The sequence below is a fragment of the Bacillus sp. CZDM1 genome, assembly GCF_055502545.1.
Genome location: NZ_JBUESO010000010.1, coordinates 33093 through 56616, shown reverse-complemented (window position 1 = coordinate 56616; position 23524 = coordinate 33093). Strand labels below are relative to the sequence as shown.

20 protein-coding genes are annotated in these 23524 nt (G+C 35.3%); 3 read left to right on the top strand and 17 right to left on the bottom strand.

What is annotated here, in order from left to right; translation table 11 throughout:
* Positions 1-55: 55 nt before the first annotated feature.
* The 4 genes from ACY3XC_RS21135 to ACY3XC_RS21120 form a co-directional block, all read right to left on the bottom strand.
* Positions 56-2005 carry a CoA-disulfide reductase gene (locus tag ACY3XC_RS21135; RefSeq protein WP_464870293.1) on the bottom strand — a complete coding sequence of 650 codons (1950 nt, stop codon included), beginning with the start codon at positions 2003-2005 and terminating at the stop codon, positions 56-58.
* A gap of 232 nt (positions 2006-2237) precedes the next feature.
* A complete protein-coding gene (locus ACY3XC_RS21130; RefSeq protein WP_464870292.1) occupies positions 2238-2630 on the bottom strand; it encodes a YidH family protein in 393 nt (130 codons plus the stop codon).
* Positions 2631-2938: 308 nt separating this feature from the next.
* Positions 2939-3556 carry a peroxiredoxin gene (locus ACY3XC_RS21125; RefSeq protein WP_464870291.1) on the bottom strand — a complete coding sequence of 206 codons (618 nt, stop codon included), beginning with the start codon at positions 3554-3556 and terminating at the stop codon, positions 2939-2941.
* Positions 3557-3786: 230 nt separating this feature from the next.
* Positions 3787-4614 carry a cupin domain-containing protein gene (locus ACY3XC_RS21120; RefSeq protein ID WP_464870290.1) on the bottom strand — a complete coding sequence of 276 codons (828 nt, stop codon included), beginning with the start codon at positions 4612-4614 and terminating at the stop codon, positions 3787-3789.
* 214 nt (positions 4615-4828) lie between these two features.
* Here ACY3XC_RS21120 and ACY3XC_RS21115 point away from each other — a divergent pair, with 214 nt between their 5' ends.
* Positions 4829-5362 (top strand): DUF2202 domain-containing protein, encoded by a 534-nt coding sequence (locus ACY3XC_RS21115; protein ID WP_464870289.1) that lies wholly within the window; start codon positions 4829-4831, stop codon positions 5360-5362.
* A gap of 109 nt (positions 5363-5471) precedes the next feature.
* On the opposite strand, the gene ACY3XC_RS21110 is transcribed toward ACY3XC_RS21115, so the two are convergent.
* From ACY3XC_RS21110 to ACY3XC_RS21050, 13 genes are all read right to left on the bottom strand, one after another.
* Positions 5472-6032, bottom strand: coding sequence for a TetR/AcrR family transcriptional regulator (locus ACY3XC_RS21110; protein ID WP_464870288.1), 561 nt, complete (start codon positions 6030-6032; stop codon positions 5472-5474).
* 22 nt (positions 6033-6054) lie between these two features.
* Entirely contained in the window at positions 6055-7446 is a 1392-nt protein-coding gene (locus ACY3XC_RS21105; RefSeq protein ID WP_464870287.1) for an efflux RND transporter permease subunit, read from the bottom strand.
* Positions 7439-8938, bottom strand: a complete 1500-nt coding sequence (locus ACY3XC_RS21100) for an MMPL family transporter (RefSeq protein WP_464870286.1) — start codon at positions 8936-8938, stop codon at positions 7439-7441. The genes ACY3XC_RS21105 and ACY3XC_RS21100 overlap by 8 nt, the downstream gene beginning before the upstream one ends.
* A 161-nt stretch (positions 8939-9099) precedes the next feature.
* Positions 9100-9291, bottom strand: coding sequence for an FAD-dependent monooxygenase (locus tag ACY3XC_RS21095; RefSeq protein ID WP_464870285.1), 192 nt, complete (start codon positions 9289-9291; stop codon positions 9100-9102).
* Positions 9292-9698: 407 nt separating this feature from the next.
* Positions 9699-10124, bottom strand: a complete 426-nt coding sequence (locus ACY3XC_RS21090; protein ID WP_464870284.1) for a hypothetical protein — start codon at positions 10122-10124, stop codon at positions 9699-9701.
* 426 nt (positions 10125-10550) lie between these two features.
* Positions 10551-11864 carry an anti-sigma factor gene (locus ACY3XC_RS21085; protein WP_464870404.1) on the bottom strand — a complete coding sequence of 438 codons (1314 nt, stop codon included), beginning with the start codon at positions 11862-11864 and terminating at the stop codon, positions 10551-10553.
* 43 nt (positions 11865-11907) lie between these two features.
* Positions 11908-12456 (bottom strand): sigma-70 family RNA polymerase sigma factor, encoded by a 549-nt coding sequence (locus ACY3XC_RS21080; protein WP_464870283.1) that lies wholly within the window; start codon positions 12454-12456, stop codon positions 11908-11910.
* 700 nt (positions 12457-13156) lie between these two features.
* Positions 13157-14149, bottom strand: a complete 993-nt coding sequence (locus ACY3XC_RS21075; protein ID WP_464870282.1) for an anti sigma factor C-terminal domain-containing protein — start codon at positions 14147-14149, stop codon at positions 13157-13159.
* Positions 14142-14576, bottom strand: a complete 435-nt coding sequence (locus ACY3XC_RS21070) for an RNA polymerase sigma factor (RefSeq protein WP_464870281.1) — start codon at positions 14574-14576, stop codon at positions 14142-14144. The genes ACY3XC_RS21075 and ACY3XC_RS21070 overlap by 8 nt, the downstream gene beginning before the upstream one ends.
* 536 nt (positions 14577-15112) lie before the next feature.
* On the bottom strand, positions 15113-16531 hold the full coding sequence (locus tag ACY3XC_RS21065; protein ID WP_464870280.1) for an NAD-dependent succinate-semialdehyde dehydrogenase: 1419 nt from the start codon (positions 16529-16531) through the stop codon (positions 15113-15115).
* Positions 16532-16553: 22 nt separating this feature from the next.
* Positions 16554-17942 carry a hypothetical protein gene (locus ACY3XC_RS21060; RefSeq protein ID WP_464870279.1) on the bottom strand — a complete coding sequence of 463 codons (1389 nt, stop codon included), beginning with the start codon at positions 17940-17942 and terminating at the stop codon, positions 16554-16556.
* Between the two features lie 24 nt (positions 17943-17966).
* Positions 17967-19115, bottom strand: a complete 1149-nt coding sequence (locus tag ACY3XC_RS21055; protein WP_464870278.1) for an iron-containing alcohol dehydrogenase — start codon at positions 19113-19115, stop codon at positions 17967-17969.
* 174 nt (positions 19116-19289) lie between these two features.
* Positions 19290-20897 carry a sigma 54-interacting transcriptional regulator gene (locus ACY3XC_RS21050; protein WP_464870277.1) on the bottom strand — a complete coding sequence of 536 codons (1608 nt, stop codon included), beginning with the start codon at positions 20895-20897 and terminating at the stop codon, positions 19290-19292.
* A 622-nt stretch (positions 20898-21519) separates the two neighbouring features.
* Here ACY3XC_RS21050 and ACY3XC_RS21045 point away from each other — a divergent pair.
* Positions 21520-22356 carry a restriction endonuclease gene (locus tag ACY3XC_RS21045; RefSeq protein WP_464870276.1) on the top strand — a complete coding sequence of 279 codons (837 nt, stop codon included), beginning with the start codon at positions 21520-21522 and terminating at the stop codon, positions 22354-22356.
* Between the two features lie 801 nt (positions 22357-23157).
* The gene (locus ACY3XC_RS21040; protein ID WP_464870275.1) at positions 23158-23523 is read left to right on the top strand and encodes a hypothetical protein; all 366 of its coding nucleotides are present in this window, start codon (positions 23158-23160) and stop codon (positions 23521-23523) included.
* Position 23524: the final 1 nt, after the last annotated feature.

Here is a 23524-nt window from a genome sequence, read left to right as displayed (position 1 = left end):
TTTTAATTTCAGATAGAAAAAAGCATGACTCCAATGATTGAGTCATGCTTTTGCATTATTTCTTTTTAATCCAGAATTTAATGAGTTTTTCTTCTTGTTCTGTCTTTAAAAGGGTATGTCCTGCATTACTTGACCATGCTGGAAGATCATTTAAAGCACCACGGTCTGTTACATGAAGCTCTATTACTTGTCCACTTTCCAATGAATCAATGCTTTTTTTTAATTTTATTATCGGCATTGGACATGTTAAACCACTAACATCTACTACAGAAGCTACATTTATTTCATTAGATTTTTCTTTTACTATCTCTGTCTCACCAAGGTCGTTTGTTTTTGTTTCAACATTCTTATTTATATTGCTTCCATATACAGACGAATACGTTTTCCAGCCACCATCCACATTTTTTACATGATAACCATTATTTTTTAGAATCCGGCTTGCTAAATATCCTCTTAATCCTACCTGACAGCTTACATAAACCGTCTTATCTTTTGGGATTTCATCTAATTTAGTTCTTAAATCGTTCAGGGAGATATTAATGGAACCTTCAATAAAACCAAATTCACGTTCCATTGGTTCGCGAACATCGATTAAAAGCCCACCTTCTGATACCATTTGATCAACCTCATGCCATTGAATATGCTCTAATTCACCATCCATAATATTTGTTGCCACATAACCTGCCATATTGACAGGATCTTTTGCTGAAGAAAACGGTGGTGCATAAGATAATTCTAAATTCGTTAAATCTTCTACTGTTAATCCACCCTTAATAGCTGTCGAAATTACGTCAATTCGCTTGTCAACACCGTCTGCACCTACTGCCTGAGCACCAAAGATTTTTCCAGTTTCTTTATCAAAGATTACTTTTAATGCAATCGGTGCCGCTCCAGGATAATAACCCGCATGAGAACTTGGGTGAATATGAACCACCTCATAGTTAACACCTAACCGCTTTAATGTTTTCTCATTGGCTCCTGTTGCAGCAACTGTTAAGTCAAACACTTTAGCTATCGAGGTACCTAATGTCCCCTGGTACTTCTCTTTTTTGCCCATCATGTTATTCGCAGCAATACGCCCTTGTCGGTTTGCAGGACCGGCTAATGGAATCATCGCCTTAGTACCACTAATATAATCAATGACTTCTACTGCGTCTCCAACAGCATAGATATCTTCGTTAGAAGTTTGAAGGAAGTCATTAACAACAATACCTCCACGCTCTCCTAATTCCAGTCCTGCTGTTTTTGCTAATTCATTTTCTGGTCTAACACCGATTGAAAGAATAGTCATATCTGTTTGGATTTCCGTTCCATCTGATAGGATTACTTTCTTACCATGTTCAGCAAATGATTGGACTCCATTTTCTAATATCAGTTGAACACCTTTCTCTTTTAAATGAGCGTGTAAAATACTCGCCATTTCAAAATCAATTGGTGCCATAATTTGATTGGCCATTTCAATAAGTGTTACTTCTATTCCTCTATCCACAAGGTTCTCAGCCATCTCAATTCCAATAAATCCACCACCTATAACAACAGCCCTTTTTGGATTATTGTTATCTACATGGTTTTTGATTTTATCCGTATCAGGAATATTTCTTAATGTAAATAAAGTTGTATTTTCATTTAATCCTGGAATAGGTGGAACAATTGGTCTTGCTCCAGGTGATAACAATAACTTGTCATAAGATTCTTCATAAACTTCCCCAGATTGTAGATTCTTTATCATAACACTTTTCATTTCTGGATTTATGCTCATTACTTCACTTAAGTTTCGGATATCTAGATTAAATCTTTCTGACATTCCTTTAACTGTTTGTACTAATAATTTGCTTTTGTCCTTAATCGTTTCACCTATATAATAAGGTAAACCACAGTTTGCAAATGAAATATGTTCTCCACGTTCTACAAGAACAATCTCTACATCTTCACTTATTCTTCTTAGTCTTGCTGCAGCTGTCGCTCCACCCGCAACTCCACCAACAATGATAATTTTCTTAGTCATAATAAAATCTCCTCCAAATTGAGTATCTTTGTATATAAACTATATTGATTTTTAAATTCAACCGTAAGGTATACCCTACTAGGTTTATACCTATATGGGTATTATAACCCGCAAAAAAATATTGTAAAGACTCTTTTTAACAAGTTCACAATTCCTTCACAATTACTGTAAAGACCCATTTAATAACCTACCATTCTATAGTACAGTCCCCAATAGAATATGGAAATTTTGATTATATCAGTAAGAAATATGAACCAAATAATAAGGCAATAACAATTATAAATACACTAAGAGTAATAATATATTTTTTTGATGCTGTATATGTTTGGTGATTTATCGTATTGATTTTTATTAGATAAACAACGGTTGCCATAATGATTGTAATAATCCCGATACCAACTGAAGCAATTCCTATCATATTTGCAAGTAAATCTCCAACAGGTGAAAGACTTTCTTTCATATTAAAATGTAAATTCGTAACTAAGAAACCCACTCCAATGATTGCAATAGCAGTTCTAATCCAAGCTAAAAACGTTCTTTCATTTGCTAAATGCTGCTGAATATACCTCGAATCGAGTGTTGGTATGTTGTCTCTCTGTTTTTCTATTTCTTTTCCGATACTCATTCCTTCCTCCTCCTTAATTTAGGACTCCTTTTTAATTTATACCCTTATATCATCTTTATACCTCAAAAGAGACGATATCCTGATTTCCCAGGAACCCTAGTGGCTTTTTGAAAAATTGGGGATAATGAACAAACGCCCCCATTGTTGAATAAAAAGAGCGATCCTTTGTAAGAATCGCAACCGATTGTCGTAGAACGAAAAATGTTTAATAATAACTCAACTACTTATTCCTATTTAAACAACGATTATTCAAATCTTTGTTTAATCTGGTATCAAATTAAAGCATACTGAAAATTATTGAGTAGTCCCTAAATTCTACCAATATACTTCGGATCCCTAATAATTCCAGGTTGCCCTGGGACCCAATTAGCCGGGACACCTTCTCCAGTGCTTCTACTATATTGTATGCCTTGAATTACCCTTAAAATTTCGTAAACATTTCGACCAACTTCTAAAGGGTTTAGAAATTTTGTAACAATGGTTCCTTCTGGATCTATAATAATGGTTGCCCTGAATGTTGCTCCCGTTTTCTCGTTTAATACTCTGTATGCTTTACTAATTTTATGTGTTCGGTCACTTAAAAGTGGAAACGTCACTTTTGACGCAGAAGGAGAAACCTCAGTAAAAATTTTATGGGAATATACACTGTCTGTACTTATAGCAAGGACTTCTGTATTTAGAAACTTCAGTTGATCATAAATAGCAGCGACCGCTGCCAACTCTGTCGGTCAAACAAAAGTGAAATCACTTGCATAGAAAAATAAGATCACCCATCTTCCACGATAACTTTCCAGACGAACTTCTTTTATTTTCTTTTCTACATTATCGTAAGCTTCAGCCACAAATAAGGGTGCTAAATCCGTTGTTTGAGCACAAAATGGAAGGACACAGTCTTCTAGAACATCCCCAGGTCTTTTAAATTCCATATTTTCACCTCATTCCATTTCACTTGAATAATACACTCCTACTTTTTTATTCTTGATTTGAATTTAACTACATTCTTGTATTTGTAATTTTTTTAATTTGGGCCCCTTTAGGAAAAAGTCTTTCACTTCAATTAAATTCCCTAATTTAAAAGTAGAGCTTAAATGCAGTTCATCAATCTGACAAACTCTAACCATTTTCTAAATAATTTTTCTCTTAACAATGCATTTACTCATTTCTCCATCTTTTTGCTTTGCTGAAGAAGTTTTGATTCTCCCGTACGTTCCCATTCTTCTACAGTTTCATATGCTTTTTCAGGGGAATACCCTTTCCCTACAAGAACTCCCATTAGAATAAATTCTTGAAGAATGTGTGTAGCATTTATTCCTCTTTTAACATCCTCTAACCCTTCATTTACTAAAAATTCCGTATGCTGTATCCATTCATCTGGAGTCCTGCCAAAAATAACTGTATTACCATTGCCATGCCCGTAGCTTTCTTCCGCAGCTAATGCAGCTGCTTTGGAAACATGAACAGTGCCAAATGGATGGTTAGGAGGAGCATATATCGAGTAAAGTTTTAGAGGAATATTACCTGTATTGGCAAGATTATGCCATGTTCCAGCAGGTATCACTATGGCAGAATCATCATAGACATTTCCTTTAAAGTTTAAATTATCTTTACGCTTGCCCATTTGAACAATCCCCTGACCTTCCTCAATACGTAAGAATTGATCAACGTCAGGATGCATTTCCAAACCGATATCTTCGCCAACATTGAGACTCATTAAGGTAACCTGTAAATGTGTTCCTGTCCATAAAGCAGTACGATAAGTATTGTTTTGTTTCGTGGCTTCATTGATATTAACGATGAATGGTTTGGGTCCATAATCTGTTAACAAAATACTTCCATTACCGTTTGAAGAGCGAAAAGAATCAAATCGGTTTGAATGCTCAATCTCATTCTGAAAAGTCCAGTAACCAGGCTGCCTTCCATAGTACATCGGCACATTAACATAATATGGATATTGAAATTGATACATATAAGGAATATAGGACATTTTTCTCAATCCCTTCACAGTTTATGAAATTATCCTATGCACTGGTTAAGGGAATGTACTTAGATTTAAGGTTACTTACTTAAAGAAAGCAAAAAATGATTCTTTATGAAAAATCAAGTTATGAAGTGCTGTAAGTATAAATGTATTTTTGAATTGAACAAAAGGATATGGAGAAAAATATTAAAGATAAATTTAGATGAGAAGGAGAAAAGAGATGGGAAGAAAAGTTAAAAGATTGTTTAATTGTATAACAATCAGTTTTTTATTTATTATTTTTTATAATGTCGAAGCTAATGCAGAAATGCAACTACCACAAAATTATGGAGCTAAGGGAGCAGTTCAGGATTCCACTATTACTTTAGAGGAATCTTTAACTTACGCAATTCAAGATGAATATCTTGCACAAGCTAGATACGATACTATTATTGCAAAATTCGGTTCAATTAGACCTTTTACACATATTAAGGCAGCGGAACAAAGACATATTTCAGCACTTCTTGCTCTATTTGAAAAGTACAAAATTAAGGTTCCCGAAGATAATGCAAAACTGTATACAAAGGAACCAGATTCTTTAAAAGAGGCTTTTCAGGCTGGTGTTGAAGGAGAAGTTGACAACATAGCTATGTATAATAAATTATCATCAATATCTGGTCTTCCTCAAGATGTTAAAGTTGTAATGAAACAACTTGGTGACGCTTCTCAAAATCATTTAGCTGCTTTCAAAAGAGGTCTAAGTCAATATCCGTAAAACAAAATTACAAATTATCAAAGTATTTCGCCTTGCTTATGTTTAAGTCACCATTTAGCCCAAAATAATAATCCCCCTTTCCGAAATTAATACCGGGGGGGCTTTCCCCCTATTCATTTAATAATAACTTTACATATTTCATAACCAGTTCTTCTTTGCTCGTCTCATCTAACTTGTAGAAAGGATTTTCATTCGGTAGGATAATGTAACTGATAAATATACCTCCCAACTGTCTAACAAACAAGTCAGTATCTAATTTTTTATTCTGTTTTTCAAAATGTAAATCTAATGCATTTTTTAAGCTATTAAAAATAATAGTTGGCAAATTTATTTCTGCAGCTAAATTGCCCATTAAGCTTTCGGATAAAAGCATTTTAACTAAATCTGAATTTTTCGAAAGAACTTCTAACCTGTCATAAATAATCTTACGTAAAAAATCTTCAGTATTCTCTTCTAAAGCCAACTTTTTTAACTGAGACCTAAATTGTTTTTCAATGACCGTTTTAACTACCGTAATAAATAAATTCTGTTTAGTTGAGAATTTACGATAAAGTGTAATTTCAGCTACTTCCGCTTCTTTCGCAATCTCTAAAGTGGTGGCAGTTTGAAACCCCTTCTTTGTAAACACTTCTATTGCTGCTTTAATAATTTGTTCTGTTTTATCTCTCATCGTCATCACTCCACTGCATTTTCTAATTTATAGGCTTTATTTTAACAAACCTATCTAAAATAAGTAAGATTGCAGGCATAACGACGATACTACTAAATAAAGCTAGCAATATATTTATAAGAGTCATTAAGCCAAAATTACTTAAGATAACAAAGTCAGATATTAATAACGCGCTAAATCCACCAACTGTCGTAATAGCTGAGGCAAAAATGGCTTTTCCTATCTTTTTATTAGTGATTCTAATGGCCTCTATTGGTGCATGGCCGTTTTTTCGTTCTTCATAAAAGCGTTCCATCATTAGAATTGTAAACTCTGTACCGATCCCTATTATCAAAGCACCTAGTGTAGCAGTTAATGGCGTATATTTTATTCCTAATAAAAACATGGCAGCTCCAGACCAGCCGACGATAAAGATAATCGGTAGTAGTGGAATAAATGCTTTCACTGGATGACGATAAATAGCTAATAAACCAAAAAAAACAAGTGCTATACCTAACAGTGTCATTTTATATCTACCAGTGGTTAAAGAAGATATCATCTCTACATCCAGTACAGCTTTACCAGTAATTGTTGTATCTACAGTTGAAAGGTTTTCTTCTGTTAAATATTCTTCTAGCGAGTCGATAAACTCCTTTAATCTCTCTGCCTCAAGATGTTTTATGCCTACAGTTATGACACCCTTTGTTCCCCCTTCATTTATAAGCATTTTCTTTTGATTTTCTGGGAGATTGTTTAATTGTTCTTGTAACTCAGTTCCATGTGGCAGCTCATTTTCATTCATTTGTTTAAGTACACTCGTTATTGACTTTGTATCGACAACTACATCTTCGAATTCATTTGTTAACGATTCTGTTATTCTGTCAACCCACTTCAATGTACTATGATCTAGCACGTTTTCCCCTTCATATACAATGGAAATCTGATCAGTTGTCCCTAAAATATCTCTTAGTTTATGAATATCCTTTAGTTCTTGGGTATCCTGTGGCATAAACGTTTCTACATCTGTTTCTACACCAGCTTCTAAATCAACCCAGATTCCAAGCCCCGCAGTTATTAGTGCAAGGAAAATAATCACCCATCTAAATGAGACTAATTTTTTAGACATAACGTCTAGTGCTCTTTCGAATTTTAATGTCTTTTTACTAGGTTTGTTCGCTGGTACTAGTTTATTTTTAAGAAAAAAATGATCTCTTGTAAATAAGATTGGAATTAAAATAAAAACACCTACAAAGAAACTTACGATCATTCCAACTGTTAACATTTTACCGAAATCCTGAATCATAGGTACAGGGGAGGTATATAATGCAATGAATCCAAGCGCTGTTGCAACTAGTGCTGTTAAAACAGCGGGCAACATTTTTGTAACTGTTTGATTAAGGCTTCTCTTAGCATGATCCTGCTTATTATTATTCATTGTTAGTTTCCCCTTCCTTCATTTCCTCAGCATAACGGCTTTGGAACTGAATAGCATAATCAATTCCAAGGCCAATTAGAATTGGGAATACAGCCATAGAAACCATCGTAATTGGAATTCCTATCCACCCCATTAGTCCTACCGTACCAATTACGGCTACTAAAATAATAGCGAGAGGGAGGATTCGCCATTTAACTTTAAATACCAAGGACAACACAATAATCATAAAAATGATAGAAAGCAACATCATCTTTTTCATACTTTCTTTCATTGAAGTTCGTATAGAATCATCAAGAACAGGTTTTCCAGATACCATTGTTTGAGTATTCTCTATAGATTGTTCGTTTAGGTAAGATTGAATGATTGAAACAATCTCACTCTTTGCCTCGTCATTCACGTTACCCTCAGATTTCACAATCATGAGCATGTATTTATTATCAATTACGAGTTCACTAAACATATCTCGAAGTTTCCCATCCTCATAGATCATGTAATTCAATGTTTCCTGACTTTGAGGTATACCTGGTTTCATAGTATCTGAATAAGTAAGCATAGTATTTAAATTTTCACTTATAGACGTTAAGTTTTGTCCCATTTCCTTTAATCCATATTCAAGTTCTTGCATATCTGATAATTGTTCTGTCTGCTTTTCTTTTAATCCCGTAATCTTACCTTTTTGTTGATATAATCCACCTTCCATTCCTTTAAGACCTTTAATAGTTTGCTCAGGTACCTTTGGAAGAGAGGATGATTTTTCAGAGGTTTTTATCATTTGCGTTGAAATCTGGTTAAGGTTGCTTCCAATTTGTTTTAGTTTTTCACTCTGTTGTTTTTGTTGTGGATCTGAAACATTTAATTGATTAGCTAATTGTTCGATATTAAGTGAAATTCCACTTATTTGTTGGCCAATCTTAGAATATCCATTAACAAGATTAGTAGTCCCCTCTTTTATTTTCTCCTGGCCTTGAATCATTTTTGCAAGCCCTTGATTGAGTTCGGCTAACTTTGCATCCATGTTTGGAAATGAATCATTACTTTGGCTGCTTGTTAACGTATCTCCAATTTCTATTAATTTTGAGCCCATTTCATCTAAACCATCTATAACTTCTGTTAATCCTTCTAGATATTTTTCTGACTGTTTTTCAGATATTTGACCTACAATTGTTGCTGGACTAATAATAGTGAAAATCTCATCTTTGGATTCAAGGCGATTTTCTAATTCTTCCATATGAATCAAATTTGAAACAGTCAACAACTCGTCTAAGTTTTCCGCTTCATATAAGACAACAATAGATTCGCCACCAAATTCTTCCTCTAACATCACGTTATCTTTGTAAACTTTTGTATCATTGCTTACTAACGTATCATTTCCTGTAGCCATTCTTACTTGTTGTGCTCCTAGAGCTAACAGAATAATTAACAAAACTGAAATAAAAATGATTTTAATCGGCTTTACTGACAAAATGCTTGAAATCCTTTGTAGAAGTTTCATTTTCAATCCCCCATTATATGTTAGTACTAACTAACATTAAATTTATAATAAATTTATTGCTTTAACCTACCTTCTTCTCTAGGTTCACTGGAAAGAAAAACTTTTTCATTAGTAGAATCCCACCTTGTTCAATTTTCTTGTGAGGGTGTTCGAGAATATATTCAAGCATGTTTATTATGGTCGAGTAGCTGTAAAGTAGAAGGCTGCAGAATTTCACCTCGATAATCACGATCAAAGTTAGAGAATTTCTCAAATAATATTACCTCGTGTCCTTGTTTTGCTAATAATAAGCCTAACATAGCTCCTGAAGGACCTGTTCCTACAATACATACATCTGTATTTACTTTTTTCATATCAATCGCTCCAGTTAAGTATTTGTTAGTTAGAATTACCTAACATAGTCATAGAATTATATAAATAAATCTCTAATAACAAATCTAAATGTAAGTTACCACTAACATTCATTATAAATGTTTTTCAGAATATGTAAATAAAGACTTTTAACTTGTATAAAATATTTCCGTAAACCAAAAAATAACATAAAGGATGTAATATATGAAAAATCCGCTTTTTTATAATTAACAAAAATAAAGATGGTTATTACCTTTTGAAAATAATGGAACATAAAAAATTCATTCATTGGAAAGACCCTCAATTAACTATTTGAAGGTCTTTCTTTTGGTCTTTTATAATTTGAGAATTTTAAACATTAGTTATTCCCTGTTCGTTTGTAAAGATACGCAAATTTGTTTCATATCGTTTAATTGCTCTTTTCTCTAATATCTTCTCTATGTTCTTGTTTAACTACATCCCCAGCAACTATACTAGCAACCAAACCATAGGCTATGAAGGCAAAAATGGTAGTTAACATCCCTGTTCCAGATTGCCACCCTGTTGATTTAACAAAATTAATTGCTGTTGCTAGACTGAGAACAGTCCCCCATGCCGCTAAAGCATATAGAATACCAAAGGCTGTTGCTCCAAATCGCTCAACTGAGTTTCTGTATTTACGAAATAGAGCCAAAAGGATGTAACCATTAATTTGTCCAACACCTATGTGTATTGCTAACTGCCACATTTTTAAATCTGCAGGAAAAGTTGAGTATCCGGTCCAATCTCCAATTGATATGATACCTGCTTGTATTAGTGAACCTACTACAAACCATGCAGAAGCTTTCCAATTCATTTTTCCCCCCTCACTTTCTTAACTTTTCGGTTATATTTATTTTTCTCTAGGTTATTAATATTAATACAACTTATTATTATATAGTTACGTGGGTTTTATCAGCAAAGTTCTAACTAACTAGTTGTAATGATAAGTGCTCTGGATGCTGCAAGTTCCCCATCTGACCTAACGATCTTGAGTATCTAACAATATCCGCATACTCAGATGTAGGGAATTTTGCTTTGCATAATTCTCACCATATAGTCTTTGTGAACAACAATTACACATTAAAATAAAAAAGGTTTTTTGTAATTCGGTGAACTTGCCCATCTCCTATAAAGGGTTTTAGACATATCCATGTTTTTCAAGTTCAAGACTATTGTTTGAAAAGATTCTTTGCACTAAAAAAAGCTGCTAAATAAGCAGCTTTTTTCATTTTCCTTGTGTTTACTTTTGACGAATATCAATCCACCAACGGTTTTCCGCATTCATATCTTCAGTGGAACCACTGTAATGGAAAGCATCAAGGAAGATTGAATCCAGTTTATCCTCATCTACAAAATAACCTAGGTTAACCTTTATCGTTTGTCCAGGCTGGATACTGCCAATATTGTAAAAGCTTTTTCCATTTCCGTGAGGTTCTAGATAATCAACTTCGCCCGTCATAATACTATCTACAGCGATTCCAACTTCTCCAGCATAGTTCCATGCATTCTTGTCAGCTTTAAGCACTTGTAAGGACGGATGCATATAGATTTCTTCTGTTGCCTGTTTACCTGTATTTTTCACTGTTGTTGTCAGGTAGACAAATTTCAGATTAACTAATTGCGACGCTACTAATTCGTCAACAGAATCCTTACCATTCCCTACTTTATACACATCCCGTTCGTACGGTAACAATTTATTTGCCTGATCTAAAAGCTTATTATCATTTAAGATTTCTAGTCCCACTTCATTAAAGTTCCCTTGTTTAAAATCTTTGATCGAATCAAAGACTTCAACTTTTTCTATCACATATTCAATTTTACTCTCGGTTCCATTCAATTCTATGGATACCGGAACCGTTTGACCTACCTTAAATAGTTGTTTGCTGTCCTTTTTCAAAGGAATTACACGAGATTCTGTTGGTTCCTTCGCTTTACTAAAAAGGGCTCCATCATAATCCGCTGTGTATGTTGCCTTTTCTTCCGTTGTTGGTTCAAGTGAAATGCCCTCTATGACTTTCATCATTTGTTCATCACTTACATCAATTCCAACATAACTTTCTACCATCATCCCCTCATCTTCGAATAAGAGAAAGACCTGTCTATCAAACATTACATTTTTGTTTCCAGTATCTTTATTAACAATCACTACCTTCCTACCATTGATCTCCTTTTCTTCGTAGTCATTTGAATACAAAGTTTGAAAATCAGAATTTTTCCCTAATCTCCATAGAATGAATGAAAACCCACCATTTGCATAGTTATCTTTAAAGGAATATTTCATAGCCAAGCTATCGATTGCTTCCATATTTTCTGGTAAATAGCCGATTTTCATCTTATACCAACTTTCTTTCATTTTGAAAATCTTATTTACCACTGAAATATTCACTTCATAATTTTGTTTTTGGACAATCATATCATAGGCTTTTACTGCACCGAAGGCGGTCGTCGGTATGCCAATCAATAAACAGGCAGCAGCGATTAAAATACGCTTCCTTTTACGCTTGACCTGCTGTTTTCTTGTATCAGAGTCCAATGAAAAGTTTGATATAATCATATTAAGCTTATCAGTCGGAATATGAATCATGTCAATGTCTTCCTTAAACGATGGAATTTTGTCTGTCATCACTGTAAACCCCCTTCATTTTCTCCTTAAGTTTGTCTAACCCGCGCCGGATATTCGTTTTCACCGTTCCCTCTGGACATTTAAGCATCGAGGCGATCTGTTTAACCGAATAATCTTGATAATACCTTAACAGTAAGACCGTTTTATATTTTTCCTCAATTTCATCCATCGCTTGAAGAAGATCAATATGTACATCAGAATTGAAAGATGAGGTATCGCTAGTGTTTTCCAACACTTCTTGATTGATTGGAACTACTCTCTTTTTCTTTCTTAATAAATCAATCGCTGTATTAATCAAAATACGCGTCATCCATGTGGAGAAGTATTCGTCATTTTTTAGTTTTGACAGCGATGCAAAAGCTTTATAAATCGTTTCTTGAAACACTTCTAATGCATCATTTTCATTCCGCATATACACATATGCCATCTTGTACAATTTTTCCTTCTCAATATGTATTAATGCCTGAAATGCATTTATATCCCCTTTTTTAGCTTTTGATATTAAGTTCAACTTAGTTTCCAATATGGCACCTCCTTTTTCGTTTTCTAATATTAGATAAAATAGACACTAAAAACGATTCAAATAATACTTAACTTTTAAAAAAACTGTGTAAAAATGGGATCGATCAAGAAAGCCTTCACCCTTTAATACTTAGTCAGCGGTTCGACAAAATTCTTCCTACGAAGAAGGGCCAAACACTATATTGACGGGCTGTACAGCCCTTTTAATCAAACGTTTAGTTCACATCCATTTCACTAATTAAACGTTTAATTAAATAAATGGAAATCCCTTTAGTTAAACGAACTTTTGCTTGTTTTTAGGAAAGGAATTTGTCGAATACAAAGTGTGTTTGTTAGGAACTATCTTCAAATCTGACAATAGAAACTATCAAAATACATATACTTACAGATGTCTACAGTTTGTAATTCCAATTAAACGTTTGATTAAAAATATTCTAAACCCATTTAAGATACGAACTTTTAGTTTTTTGAGTAAATTTATTGTCGAGGAAAAGAAGGCATATTCCGTTTCCATGAGGTTCTAAATAAATTTAACAAACCATTTATTAATAGATTATCATGGAAAACAAAAGCAACCTCTATCCTTAACCAGACTTTTGGATAAAGGATGAGGTTGCTTTTTTAAAATTCTTGTAGTTTACCACTGTCAGCCGCTTCACTTTTAATACCGGCTAACAGTTTCAACAATTACTAATTTACAATTAATATTTATCTATTGTAGCGCCAAGGACAGATGCCCGGATGAAATCAAGGTTTTGAAATCTTTTAAGCTCAACTGCCGTACCTGTTACAACAGCGCCATTTAAACGGATTTTTCCATTTGTCGCTTTAGTATTTTCTTTAATTCCCGTCAAAGCTTCCTTAATTGAACTTTTATGAACACCCATATCCCTCAACTGTTCCAGCATTCCGACGAACCCTTGACCACTTTCTTCAGAGTAGGGATATTCAGGCATAACCTCGAACCCAAAGGCACCTCCCCCTCCCTTAGTCTTTAAACTATCGCTATCTAGCTCCCTTTCCATTCTTTCCATTTGAGAGGCTGAAGTAGTATCAACCCATAGCCAATTAACATTCTCTTGTCCAAGCTTGTTTGCCACTTCTGAAATTGTCATTGGTTCTTTAAAAGAAAGAGCCACTTCGATTAACGTATTCTTATCCAATCCAACGGCAATATCGAGTTCGTGAGGCAAATAGTCATATTCCAACCCTGGATAATAAAAATCTATCTTTCTTTCATTGTTGAAGTCATTATAACGAACATATCTTTGTGCTTCTGGATTTAACCTATTGACTTCTGTCATTCCGCTTCCTTTTTCTAGAGTTTCAATTCTTCCGAATAGAGGAATTTTTTCAATTTTTTTATCCCAAAGTATAGAACGGTCACCTATGCTTTTACGGTAAGTTGTCTCCGCCGTTATACTAAAAAGGTTGTAATTATAGGAAGTCCCTCCAGGTGAAATATTTGCTCCGTGAACACTTTCATAAAACATATCTTGGTTCTGTATTCTATTCGTTAAAATATATTGACTGCCCATAAAAAGAATGGTCAACAATAAAGTGGTCGTAAGAACTGCAATTGCTACATACTTAATGGTTTGTTTCCTTTTTGACTTTTTGACGGCCTTCTGTAAGGAAGGACTACTTATAAAATCAATTTCCTCCCCATTTTTTGGTTCGCGCTTATCACTCATAGGCTGCCTCCTTATAAATTTCCTCTAGCTTTTTCCTTGCCCTAAATAAATTTGTCTTTATGGAACTAACACTTATTTCTAATAGTTTTGAAATTTCTTCATATGTAAGTCCTGATTGATATTTTAACAGCAGCAGCTCTTGAAAATGAGGTTTTAACTGTGAGAGTGCCTTTCCAAGCTCACTGTTCCTTTCCTTTTTTAGAAAAATTTCTTCAGGAAGCTCTTTTATATCTACTTTTAAAAGACCTTCGTTTAAGTTCAACTCAAATCTCCCTTTCTTTCGGCATTGATCATAATAGGAATTTAACGCTACCCTTATTAACCAGCTGCGTATTTTTGAGGTCTTGATTGAATCGAAATAAAGAAGATATTTATAAGCAGCTTCCTGAACAGCATCCTCCGCATCCACCTTTTTAATTCCATCCATTATCGTCCTCCCGTCTACAAGACGTACTACGCCCAAGAAAAGTTTACATTAATTATAAATATTTTTATTTAGGATTCACCGATTAACTTCCTTCTTGTTTTCTTTCGTCCACATTAAAGGCCCAGTCCTAATAAGACTGAGCCTAATTTAATAACACACTTAATATTTAGTCTTTTCTAAAGCTTTTCTCCAATTATGTGCACTTTCATTCGTTAATCATAAAAGTTTAAGTACCTTAACAAGGCAACGCCCAAAGGGTTAGTTGTCTTCTTTTAAAATGAGTTGCGTGACACACTCAACGTGACCGGACTGCTGGTTGTAGATTATAACAATATCTTGATGTAGTTTTGTTCACCTTATTTTATTTCTGGTTCTATGATTTTCCGTTGACTTAGTTTTTTAATGCTCGTTTACTAAACCAAGCATTAAATTGAAACAAGAGAACTCTTGCCGCTGTCTGAACAAACTATAAAAAAAGACTACCTCCTTGTATTTAAGGTAGTCTATACTCCAGAAAAAAGTAATCTACTTAATTATTATAAACCTAATGAAATAAACTTAACTTCTAAATACTCTTCAATCCCATAATGGCCACCCTCTCGGCCAAGACCGCTTTGTTTATAGCCGCCGAAAGGAGCCTGAGGCGTTGAAGGTATTCCATCATTTAGACCTACAATGCCGTATTCCAGCCCTTCTACGATCCGAATCCCTTCAGAAATGTTTTCAGTAAAGACATATGCAGCAAGGCCAAAAATTGAATTATTCGCTCTTTGGATGACTTCTTCTTCACTTGAGAAAGAAGTAACGGGAGCGAGAGGACCGAAAGTTTCTTCCGTCATACAAAGCATATCATCCGTTACATTTGAGATAACTGTTGGTTCGAAGAAAAGGCCATTTGCAATTTCTCCTCCTGTTTCGACCTTTGCACCCTTTTCAACTGCATCCATTACATGCTTTTGGACTTTGGTAATTGCTGTATCATCAATAAGTGGACCAATTTCAGTTCCTTCTTCAAGACCATTGCCAACTCTTAATGCTTTCACCTTCGCAGAGAATTTTTGAATGAACTCTTCACAAAGAGCCTCATGCACGTAGATACGATTAGAGCAGACGCAAGTTTGACCTGCATTTCGGAATTTTGCTGCAATGACGCCATTAACAGCCTTTTCTAAATCTGCATTTTTCGTAATGATGACAGGAGCGTGTCCACCCAATTCAAGCGAAACCTTCTTAACCGTGTCAGCAGACCCTCTCATTAGTAATTTTCCTACTTCTGTCGAACCGGTAAAAGTTAGCTTTCTTATACGGCTATCCTCTAACCAAACAGCGCCAATTTCCTTTGGGTCACCAGTAATAACATTAAATACCCCCTTTGGAATTCCTGCTTTTTCAGCTAGTTCAGCAAGCTTTAATGCTGTAAGGGGGGTTTGCTCAGCTGGTTTTACGACTACCGTACACCCAGCTGCAAGCGCCGGGGCAACCTTTCTAGTAATCATTGCAGCGGGAAAATTCCAAGGTGTTATCGCAGCAACAACTCCAACCGGCTGCTTTACAACAAATAACCTCTTATTGCTCTGTGTTGCAGGAATCGTTTCACCATAAATACGTTTCCCCTCTTCTGCATACCATGACATGAATCCGTTTGCATATTGAACTTCTCCAAGCGCTTCCTTTAAAGGCTTTCCCTGCTCAATCGTCATCGTTCTAGCAAGATCCATTTCATTTTCTTTAATGAGCTCATACCAGGCACGAATATAGTCGCTTCGCTCGTATGCAGAAAGTGCAGCCCATTTTGGAAAAGCTTCACTAGCCGCATCTACGGCATGCGCAGCTTCTTTTTTTCCTCCAAACGGAACAGTTGCAACGATTTGTCCTGTCGCCGGATTGTTTACTTCAATTACAGAGAGTTCTTTACCAATCCATTCTCCATTACAATACATCAAATAATTTTCCATTTCTGACACCTCAAAACTTTTTTTATGAAACTCTTTGTTTCTTTTCATCTAATAAATCCTTTGAAAACGTCTCATCAACTTCACCTTTGAAAAAGTTCTTTCCGTAGATAAGAAGGCAAAGAAGAATTCCTACCGCAAATCCCCACGCAGCCCCTTTAATCGCAAGCACGGCAGCAATTATACCAGCAATCCCTAAATCACGCTGACTGCGCGCTTCTAAAATCCCTACTTTAACACTTACGTACCCTTGAATTAAAAGTGTTAATGCTAAAGCAATTCCTAAGATTGGTTCAACTAGACTCACAATTGGAAGAAGAAGCAAACCTGTATTGGTCCCCCAGCGGAAAGACCCTGAACCTCCAAAGATAGAATCCATCGATTTTTTACCCTTTTTAAAACGTTCGATAATAACAACTTGCATTGCGGCCCACATCGGTCCACACATTGTTACATCTGGACCAAGGATACTCATTATAGAGTTTCGTCCTCCAAATACCAGATGGGCACGGTTTGGATTGTAGTCAATTTTTTCATCTTGACGAATATCATCAGCTTCAGCCACGATTGCTTTACTTTGAAGAACGTCACCAAATAAGACAATATATGTTGCAAGCACCGTTGGTAAGCCGGTTAAGAACATCATAAGCGGCGGGAAGCCTACTCCAAACACCGTATATTCACTCCATAATGTTGCAAAATCTGGAGTGCTGATACCCCATTCAATTTTTGGCCACGGTGCTTCGCCGAATAACGGAGCAATTAAGATAGCCAAAATAATGACTGGAAAAATCCCTAAATTTGATAGGACTGACAAAAACTTATTTTTATTTTTAATAGAATTAAAATGCTGTGAATAGATAAGATAAAAGGCAATTCCTACAGCAATTGAAATCGTCCATGGGAAGCTCTCAAAACGCCCTCCGACTTGGAAAATAGAAGTAATGGCCGCAACACCTGCCCCTATTATAACCCCTGACTTAATGGCATTCGGAACAAGCGAAACGACTTTTTTTGCAAGCCCTGTTGCCCCTAAAAAGATTGAAAATAGGCCGAGTGTAAGCTGAAACGCTACCAATGCGTGTACCCTCTGTTCACCTTCAGGAAATTGTGATACATAAACCATGATTAATGGAATAGCAGGTGTAATCCAGCCAGGAACGACAGGATCACCAAGTAAATGGTGAGTTAGATATAATAATCCATTTAGCATTACAACTGCCAACGCTACTTCAAATGGCATGCCGAGCAGTTCAATCATTAATGGAATAGCTGCTAAATCCACCGCACACATCAATAATCCTTGAACATAATCCGGCCATTCAAAGCGATAATGAATAAATGGGAGACGCAGTTTGAAAGGTCCCATTGGTATATAAGGTGATTCTTTACCATACTTTCTATTTTTCCACATTTTCCTCATCCCCTTTTCTTCTGCTTAATAAGCAGATTGATAGATTTTTTCAATTTCAGATTTAGAAAGAAGACGCGGGTTATTTTTTAATAACCGTTCATTTTTGCTCGCATCCTCTGCCATATCTGGGATAGCTTCCTCAGGAATTTTGAATGCCCTTAATCCGCTGGGAATATTCACCTCAGCACTCAGCCGTCTCATCGCTTGTACTGCTTTGTCTGCCGCTTCATTATCTGTTAACCCATCGGTTTTTTCGCCTAGGGCTTCGGCAATATCACGGAAACGTTCGACACAGCTGATTTTGTTCCATTCCATAACATAAGGCAGAAGCAGCGCATTGCTGACTCCGTGTGCAATATGATAACGTCCACCGAGTGGATATGCTAGCGCATGAACCGCTCCAACTCCTGCGTTTCCAAATGCCATACCTGCCATTAAACTGGCAGTGGCCATTTGTTCACGAGCTTCAACATGGTTAGGATTTGAGTAAGCCTTTGGTAAATTCTTTGCAATCATTTTCATTGCCCCAAGCGCAAGTGCGTCTGTAATCGGGGACGCATGAACTGAAATATATGCCTCAATCGCATGGACTAAAGCATCAATTCCACTTGCTGATGTAACAGATTGAGGCATTGTTAAAGTCATTTCCGGTGCTACAATCGCGACATCCGGCAACAAGTAATCGCTAACAATTCCTTTTTTCAATTGTGCCTCTTTATCAGAGAGAATAGAAATATTCGTTACCTCTGATCCGGTACCTGCAGTTGTAGGGATAGCAATAATTGGCGCTCCTTTTTCAGGAACCAAACCTGTTCCTACAAGTTCAAGCAGATTGCCAGCATAACCAGAAAATGCGGAGACGGCTTTTGCAATATCAATCGCACTTCCCCCGCCCACAGCAATCAGGCCATCATGCTCCCCTTTTCTAAATAAGTTTGTACATTCTTCAACAACAACAAATTCAGGCTCCGGCTTTACACCTGTATACACCCCAAAAGTAAACCCTTTCAAAATTAACTTAATTCTTTCAATAACACCAATCTTGACAAGTATTTCATCCGTAACGATTAATGGATTCTTCATCCCAAGCCTCTCTACTTCTTGAGCAAGGCATTCCGTTGCCCCGTTACCTGTAATTAATTTATTAGCAATTTTAAAAGTTGAAATATTCATTAATAACCACCCTTTCTAAAAGTCTATCTTCTTTTTTATCATGCAAAAACCATGCCAACTTTTAAAAAGGGGGTGAAAGTATTGTAAAATTCACAAAATCGCCAAATATTTTTTTCACAAAAAAGTACTTTTTGATTAATATTCTAATCATTAAAGATCTTTTTGATTATAAAATTAATCAATCAACTCCCATTTTTTCATTTTTTGCACAATCGTCGCTTGACTAACTTCCAGCATCTCAGCAGTTTTTCGAGTTGTTTTGTAGCGTTTGAGCGCCTTCGTTATCAATTCCCGCTCAAGCATGTCTACAGCCTTTTTCAACGGCAGAATCGTATCTGATAAAAGGAACTGCTCTGTTCTTGTTGGCTTTATTTCTTCAGGTAAATCGTTAATATGAATGGTGTCGTGAGGAGTTGTTACAACAAGTCTCTCAATAATATTTCTTAGTTCACGAATATTACCAGGCCACGAATACTGCTGGAGAAAATCAAGTGCCTCAATGGAAATTTCCTTATGACATTGATATTGGGAATTAAACAAATCTAAGTAATGATGAATTAACGGCAACAAATCTTTTTGGCGTTGGCGGAGAGGTGGAATATACATCGGAACTACATTTAACCGGTAGTATAAGTCCTCACGAAAACTTCCTTCTTCCACAAGTTTTTTTAAATCCTTATTTGTTGCTGCAATGATCCGAACATTGATATTCTTCACTTTTGATGAACCAACAGGAATAAAGGTCTGATCCTCTATGACCTTTAACAATTTCACTTGAATTTCAAGCGGAAGGTCCCCGATTTCATCAAGAAATAATGTACCATTGTCAGCAACCTCCAATAGACCTTTTTTCCCTTTTGCCAAACCACCTGTAAAGGAGCCCGGTTCATAGCCAAATAATTCCGACTCTATCAATGACGGCGGAAATGCTCCACAGTTAAGTTCCAAGAAAGCCCCTTCACTCCTAGTAGAGTTTTCATGAATGTATTTCGCGATCAACGTTTTACCAACGCCGCTTTCTCCATGTATGAGGACTTTAACATCTGTTTTCGCTACCCGCTCTGCTAAAGAATACACTTTTATAGTAGCTTCACTCACCGTAATGATATCTGAATCGGAAACATGCTCAAGCATATCCCTGGATAACTGGCGAAGCAATTTCATTTGCTGCAATTCATCAATCTCCATCTTTAGGCGCAGCAATTCGGTGATGTCCCGGACATTGCTAATTACATATAAAATATCACCCATTTTATTAAAAATAGGTGTTCCTGAAACAATTACTTTTCGGTCATTGTGAAGTGTCTGCATAACCGTGATAGGGCGCTTCTGATTAATGACTTCAATGGAAGCAGATTTTGAAAAATAGCCTGCCTTCACTAAATCTTTCATATGATAACCAATGACTTTATTCTTTGAAATACCCGTGATCCTCTCATATGCTTTATTAACTTTGACCGTCTCTCCTTCTCCGTCTGTTATATAGACACCATCATAAAGTGAATCTATTATATTAGAAAAAACAGTGCTCTTAATGAGCTCTGTATATTCATTTTCCTTCATTGATTGAACTTGGGGAAAAAAACTCTCTTCTTTCTTCACACTCATTAACTGTTCAATAGTTTCATGAAGACGACCTGTTTCAATTGCTTCTTTCAAATTGCTTGTAGTAAAAACACCGAGCACCTTACCATGGTCATCTTCCACCTCAAGCTGATCTATTTTGGAAGACCTAAACATTTCTACAGCATCTTCGATAGTAGCATTTCGATAAAGCCTCATGAAAACACCCCCCTAATATTTAACTTCTACCGGACAAATAAACTAGTCAGAGTATTTTTCTTATGAGAAACACACATATGTAGATTATAACAAAGCCTCTTTGCTTGTTCCTTCTACTATCTAATTCTTCTTTCTGTCTTTGATAATTTTTGATTCAAACATAAGAAAAAAACGTATTGAAAGGAAAAAATTATACATTTTGACATAATAGTTTTATACTGACGTTGATTAATCTACTAAAAAGTCTCTATTTTAATGGTTTTATTCCGAAATAACCCCATCAAAGTTGAATCACTTTGGAAAATAATGGTTCCTCATTAAATAAAGGCCCCTAGTTATGGGACCTTAATACTCACCGCTACATCTTTTATTAATCTCTTCTAATAAGTAGTGAACAGCACTCCACATGTCTTGACATTAGGTCGCAGACACTTTTTTTAGCAGATGTAGTGGTGTTTACCTATTTATCATCAAATAACAAATTATCAATACGAGCATTTCAACCATTTTATTTTATCACATAATAATACTATTTGTTTCATAACTCCTTTTTAAAGTAATTGGAATAATCCTTGTCCAACATGTTAAAAATTAAAAAAAATGCACTTGAAGGGACATTCAAATGAGCAATAGAAGAGTTAACTATACAAAAGGTGAATATATAACCGCAGCAATTATTTTATTGATATTGGCAATGATTCAATACCCCATTATTTTGTTATTTATTGTAATAGGGGCTCTAATGGTAGGCACATACCGATACCTTCTTTCTTTCAAGAGATATAATAAGAACTTTCTTAAAGTAAAAGACCATCTCTTTATTGTTTCCACAATAAAATACTGGAAACGAAGAAACAAAATCATTTTAGGGATAGCACTGTATTTGTTAATTGTGGGTTTAAGAGATACTGCTTCTAATCCAGTGATAAGATTTTTAATAAATATTTTATTCCTTACCGTTTTCTTCGGTTCAATTGGTTTAGGGCTACGTTGGTTGTATCGAGTTTGTAACGCTCTTATTTACAATATTAAGCCAACTAATTTTATTGAACCGATAGAAGATGTAGACAAAATGAGTGGTCATGAATTTGAACATTATTTAGCGCCTGTTTTTAGAAGCCAAGGCTATCACGTTGATGTAACAAACCCCTCTGGTGATTTTGGTGGAGATTTATTATTAAGAAAAAGAAAAGAGAAGGCAGTGGTACAAGCCAAAAGATACGGAGAAGATAAAAAGGTTGGTGTTGATGCAATAAACGAGGTGGTTGGTGCTGCCGGATACTACAATGCAACAAAAAAAGTAGTGATAACTAACCGTTTTTTCACAGATGCTGCAAAGATAACCGCCAAAAGGAACGGTGTTACTTTACTTGATAGGGATGACTTGATAAGGATGATTAATCAATATAACGAAGCACAAATAAAATCTTCAATGCAGAAACAACCTATTGAAATTTGAATTAATTGATTTAAAAAGGCTGTTATAAATATTCAAAGACGTGTTACTAAAAATTAGTTATGACACGTCTTTTTTTTATGTAGAACCATATTGCAAATAATCTATAGATATAGTAATTGAATTCAATGGTTCTAATAATAGTTCTTTGGTGTGAAGGAGAGGCGGACAAAAAATTGCCCTTAATATTAAGGACAAGATTCCATTGTAACATTTAAAAAATTTTAACAACCAAACTTTTGGCGCTTCAATCGAGTATGGATTTATTAAGGTGCCGAGAACAAGGTAATTATACTCTCTCGACTTGCCCAGGTCTCACTTTACCAAGCACTCTACAACGAGTACACCTTATACTGCCTAGCTTTTGCTATGAGGACGGTCAACATCTGGGAAGCGAATTCCCTTCTAACGGGAGACACTACGAGAGTAAGTCGCAGCCGGGGCAGACGGGATACCCAACGGAAAACTTTTACGTCATATTACAACAGCACATTTGCCTATCAAACATACCGAGGAGCGCTTCGCTACATCATTATTTTTAATGGATTCTAATTGTGGAATCCATTTATAATCTTTTAAATTAAATTAATTAAATCCTCTTCTGCTAAAAATCAATTTAAGTATCAATAATAATTTTCATTTTTTAGCCTTAGAAGTCTGCCTTTTTAAACTTTCTATATTTTTCACAAATACAGCGGGCAAAATGATAAGGACTAAAATTATTAGAATTTATAAAGGATAATATGTAAAATAGGTCGAAGTTTAATATTTATATTTTTTTGATTAAAAAAGGGGAAATGTAAAGTGGAAATTGAAAAAATTGTAATAAATAAAATAGAAATAGGCTCCGGAAAATGGGTTTATTTTTTTGAGTACCAAGATTGGAAATTTGTCTGGGAGTGGAAAATGAAACCAGGAGAACTAGTAGAAATTCCGCTTGGAAATAAAGTTATTAGTGGACACACTCCTGTTTTTGTTCCAGGAGAATGTTCTCATCAAGAACCAACTGATTATTTTGGTAGATGCCCAATTTGCGATGAAAATCCTAATAACGATAAAATTTGCAGATTCTTTACAACAGCAGGAAAAGATGAGAGATTCAATGATTGGGTACAAGCGTTCCGCAAATTAGCAAATAAAAAAAATATTAAAAATATAAATATAGAATAAC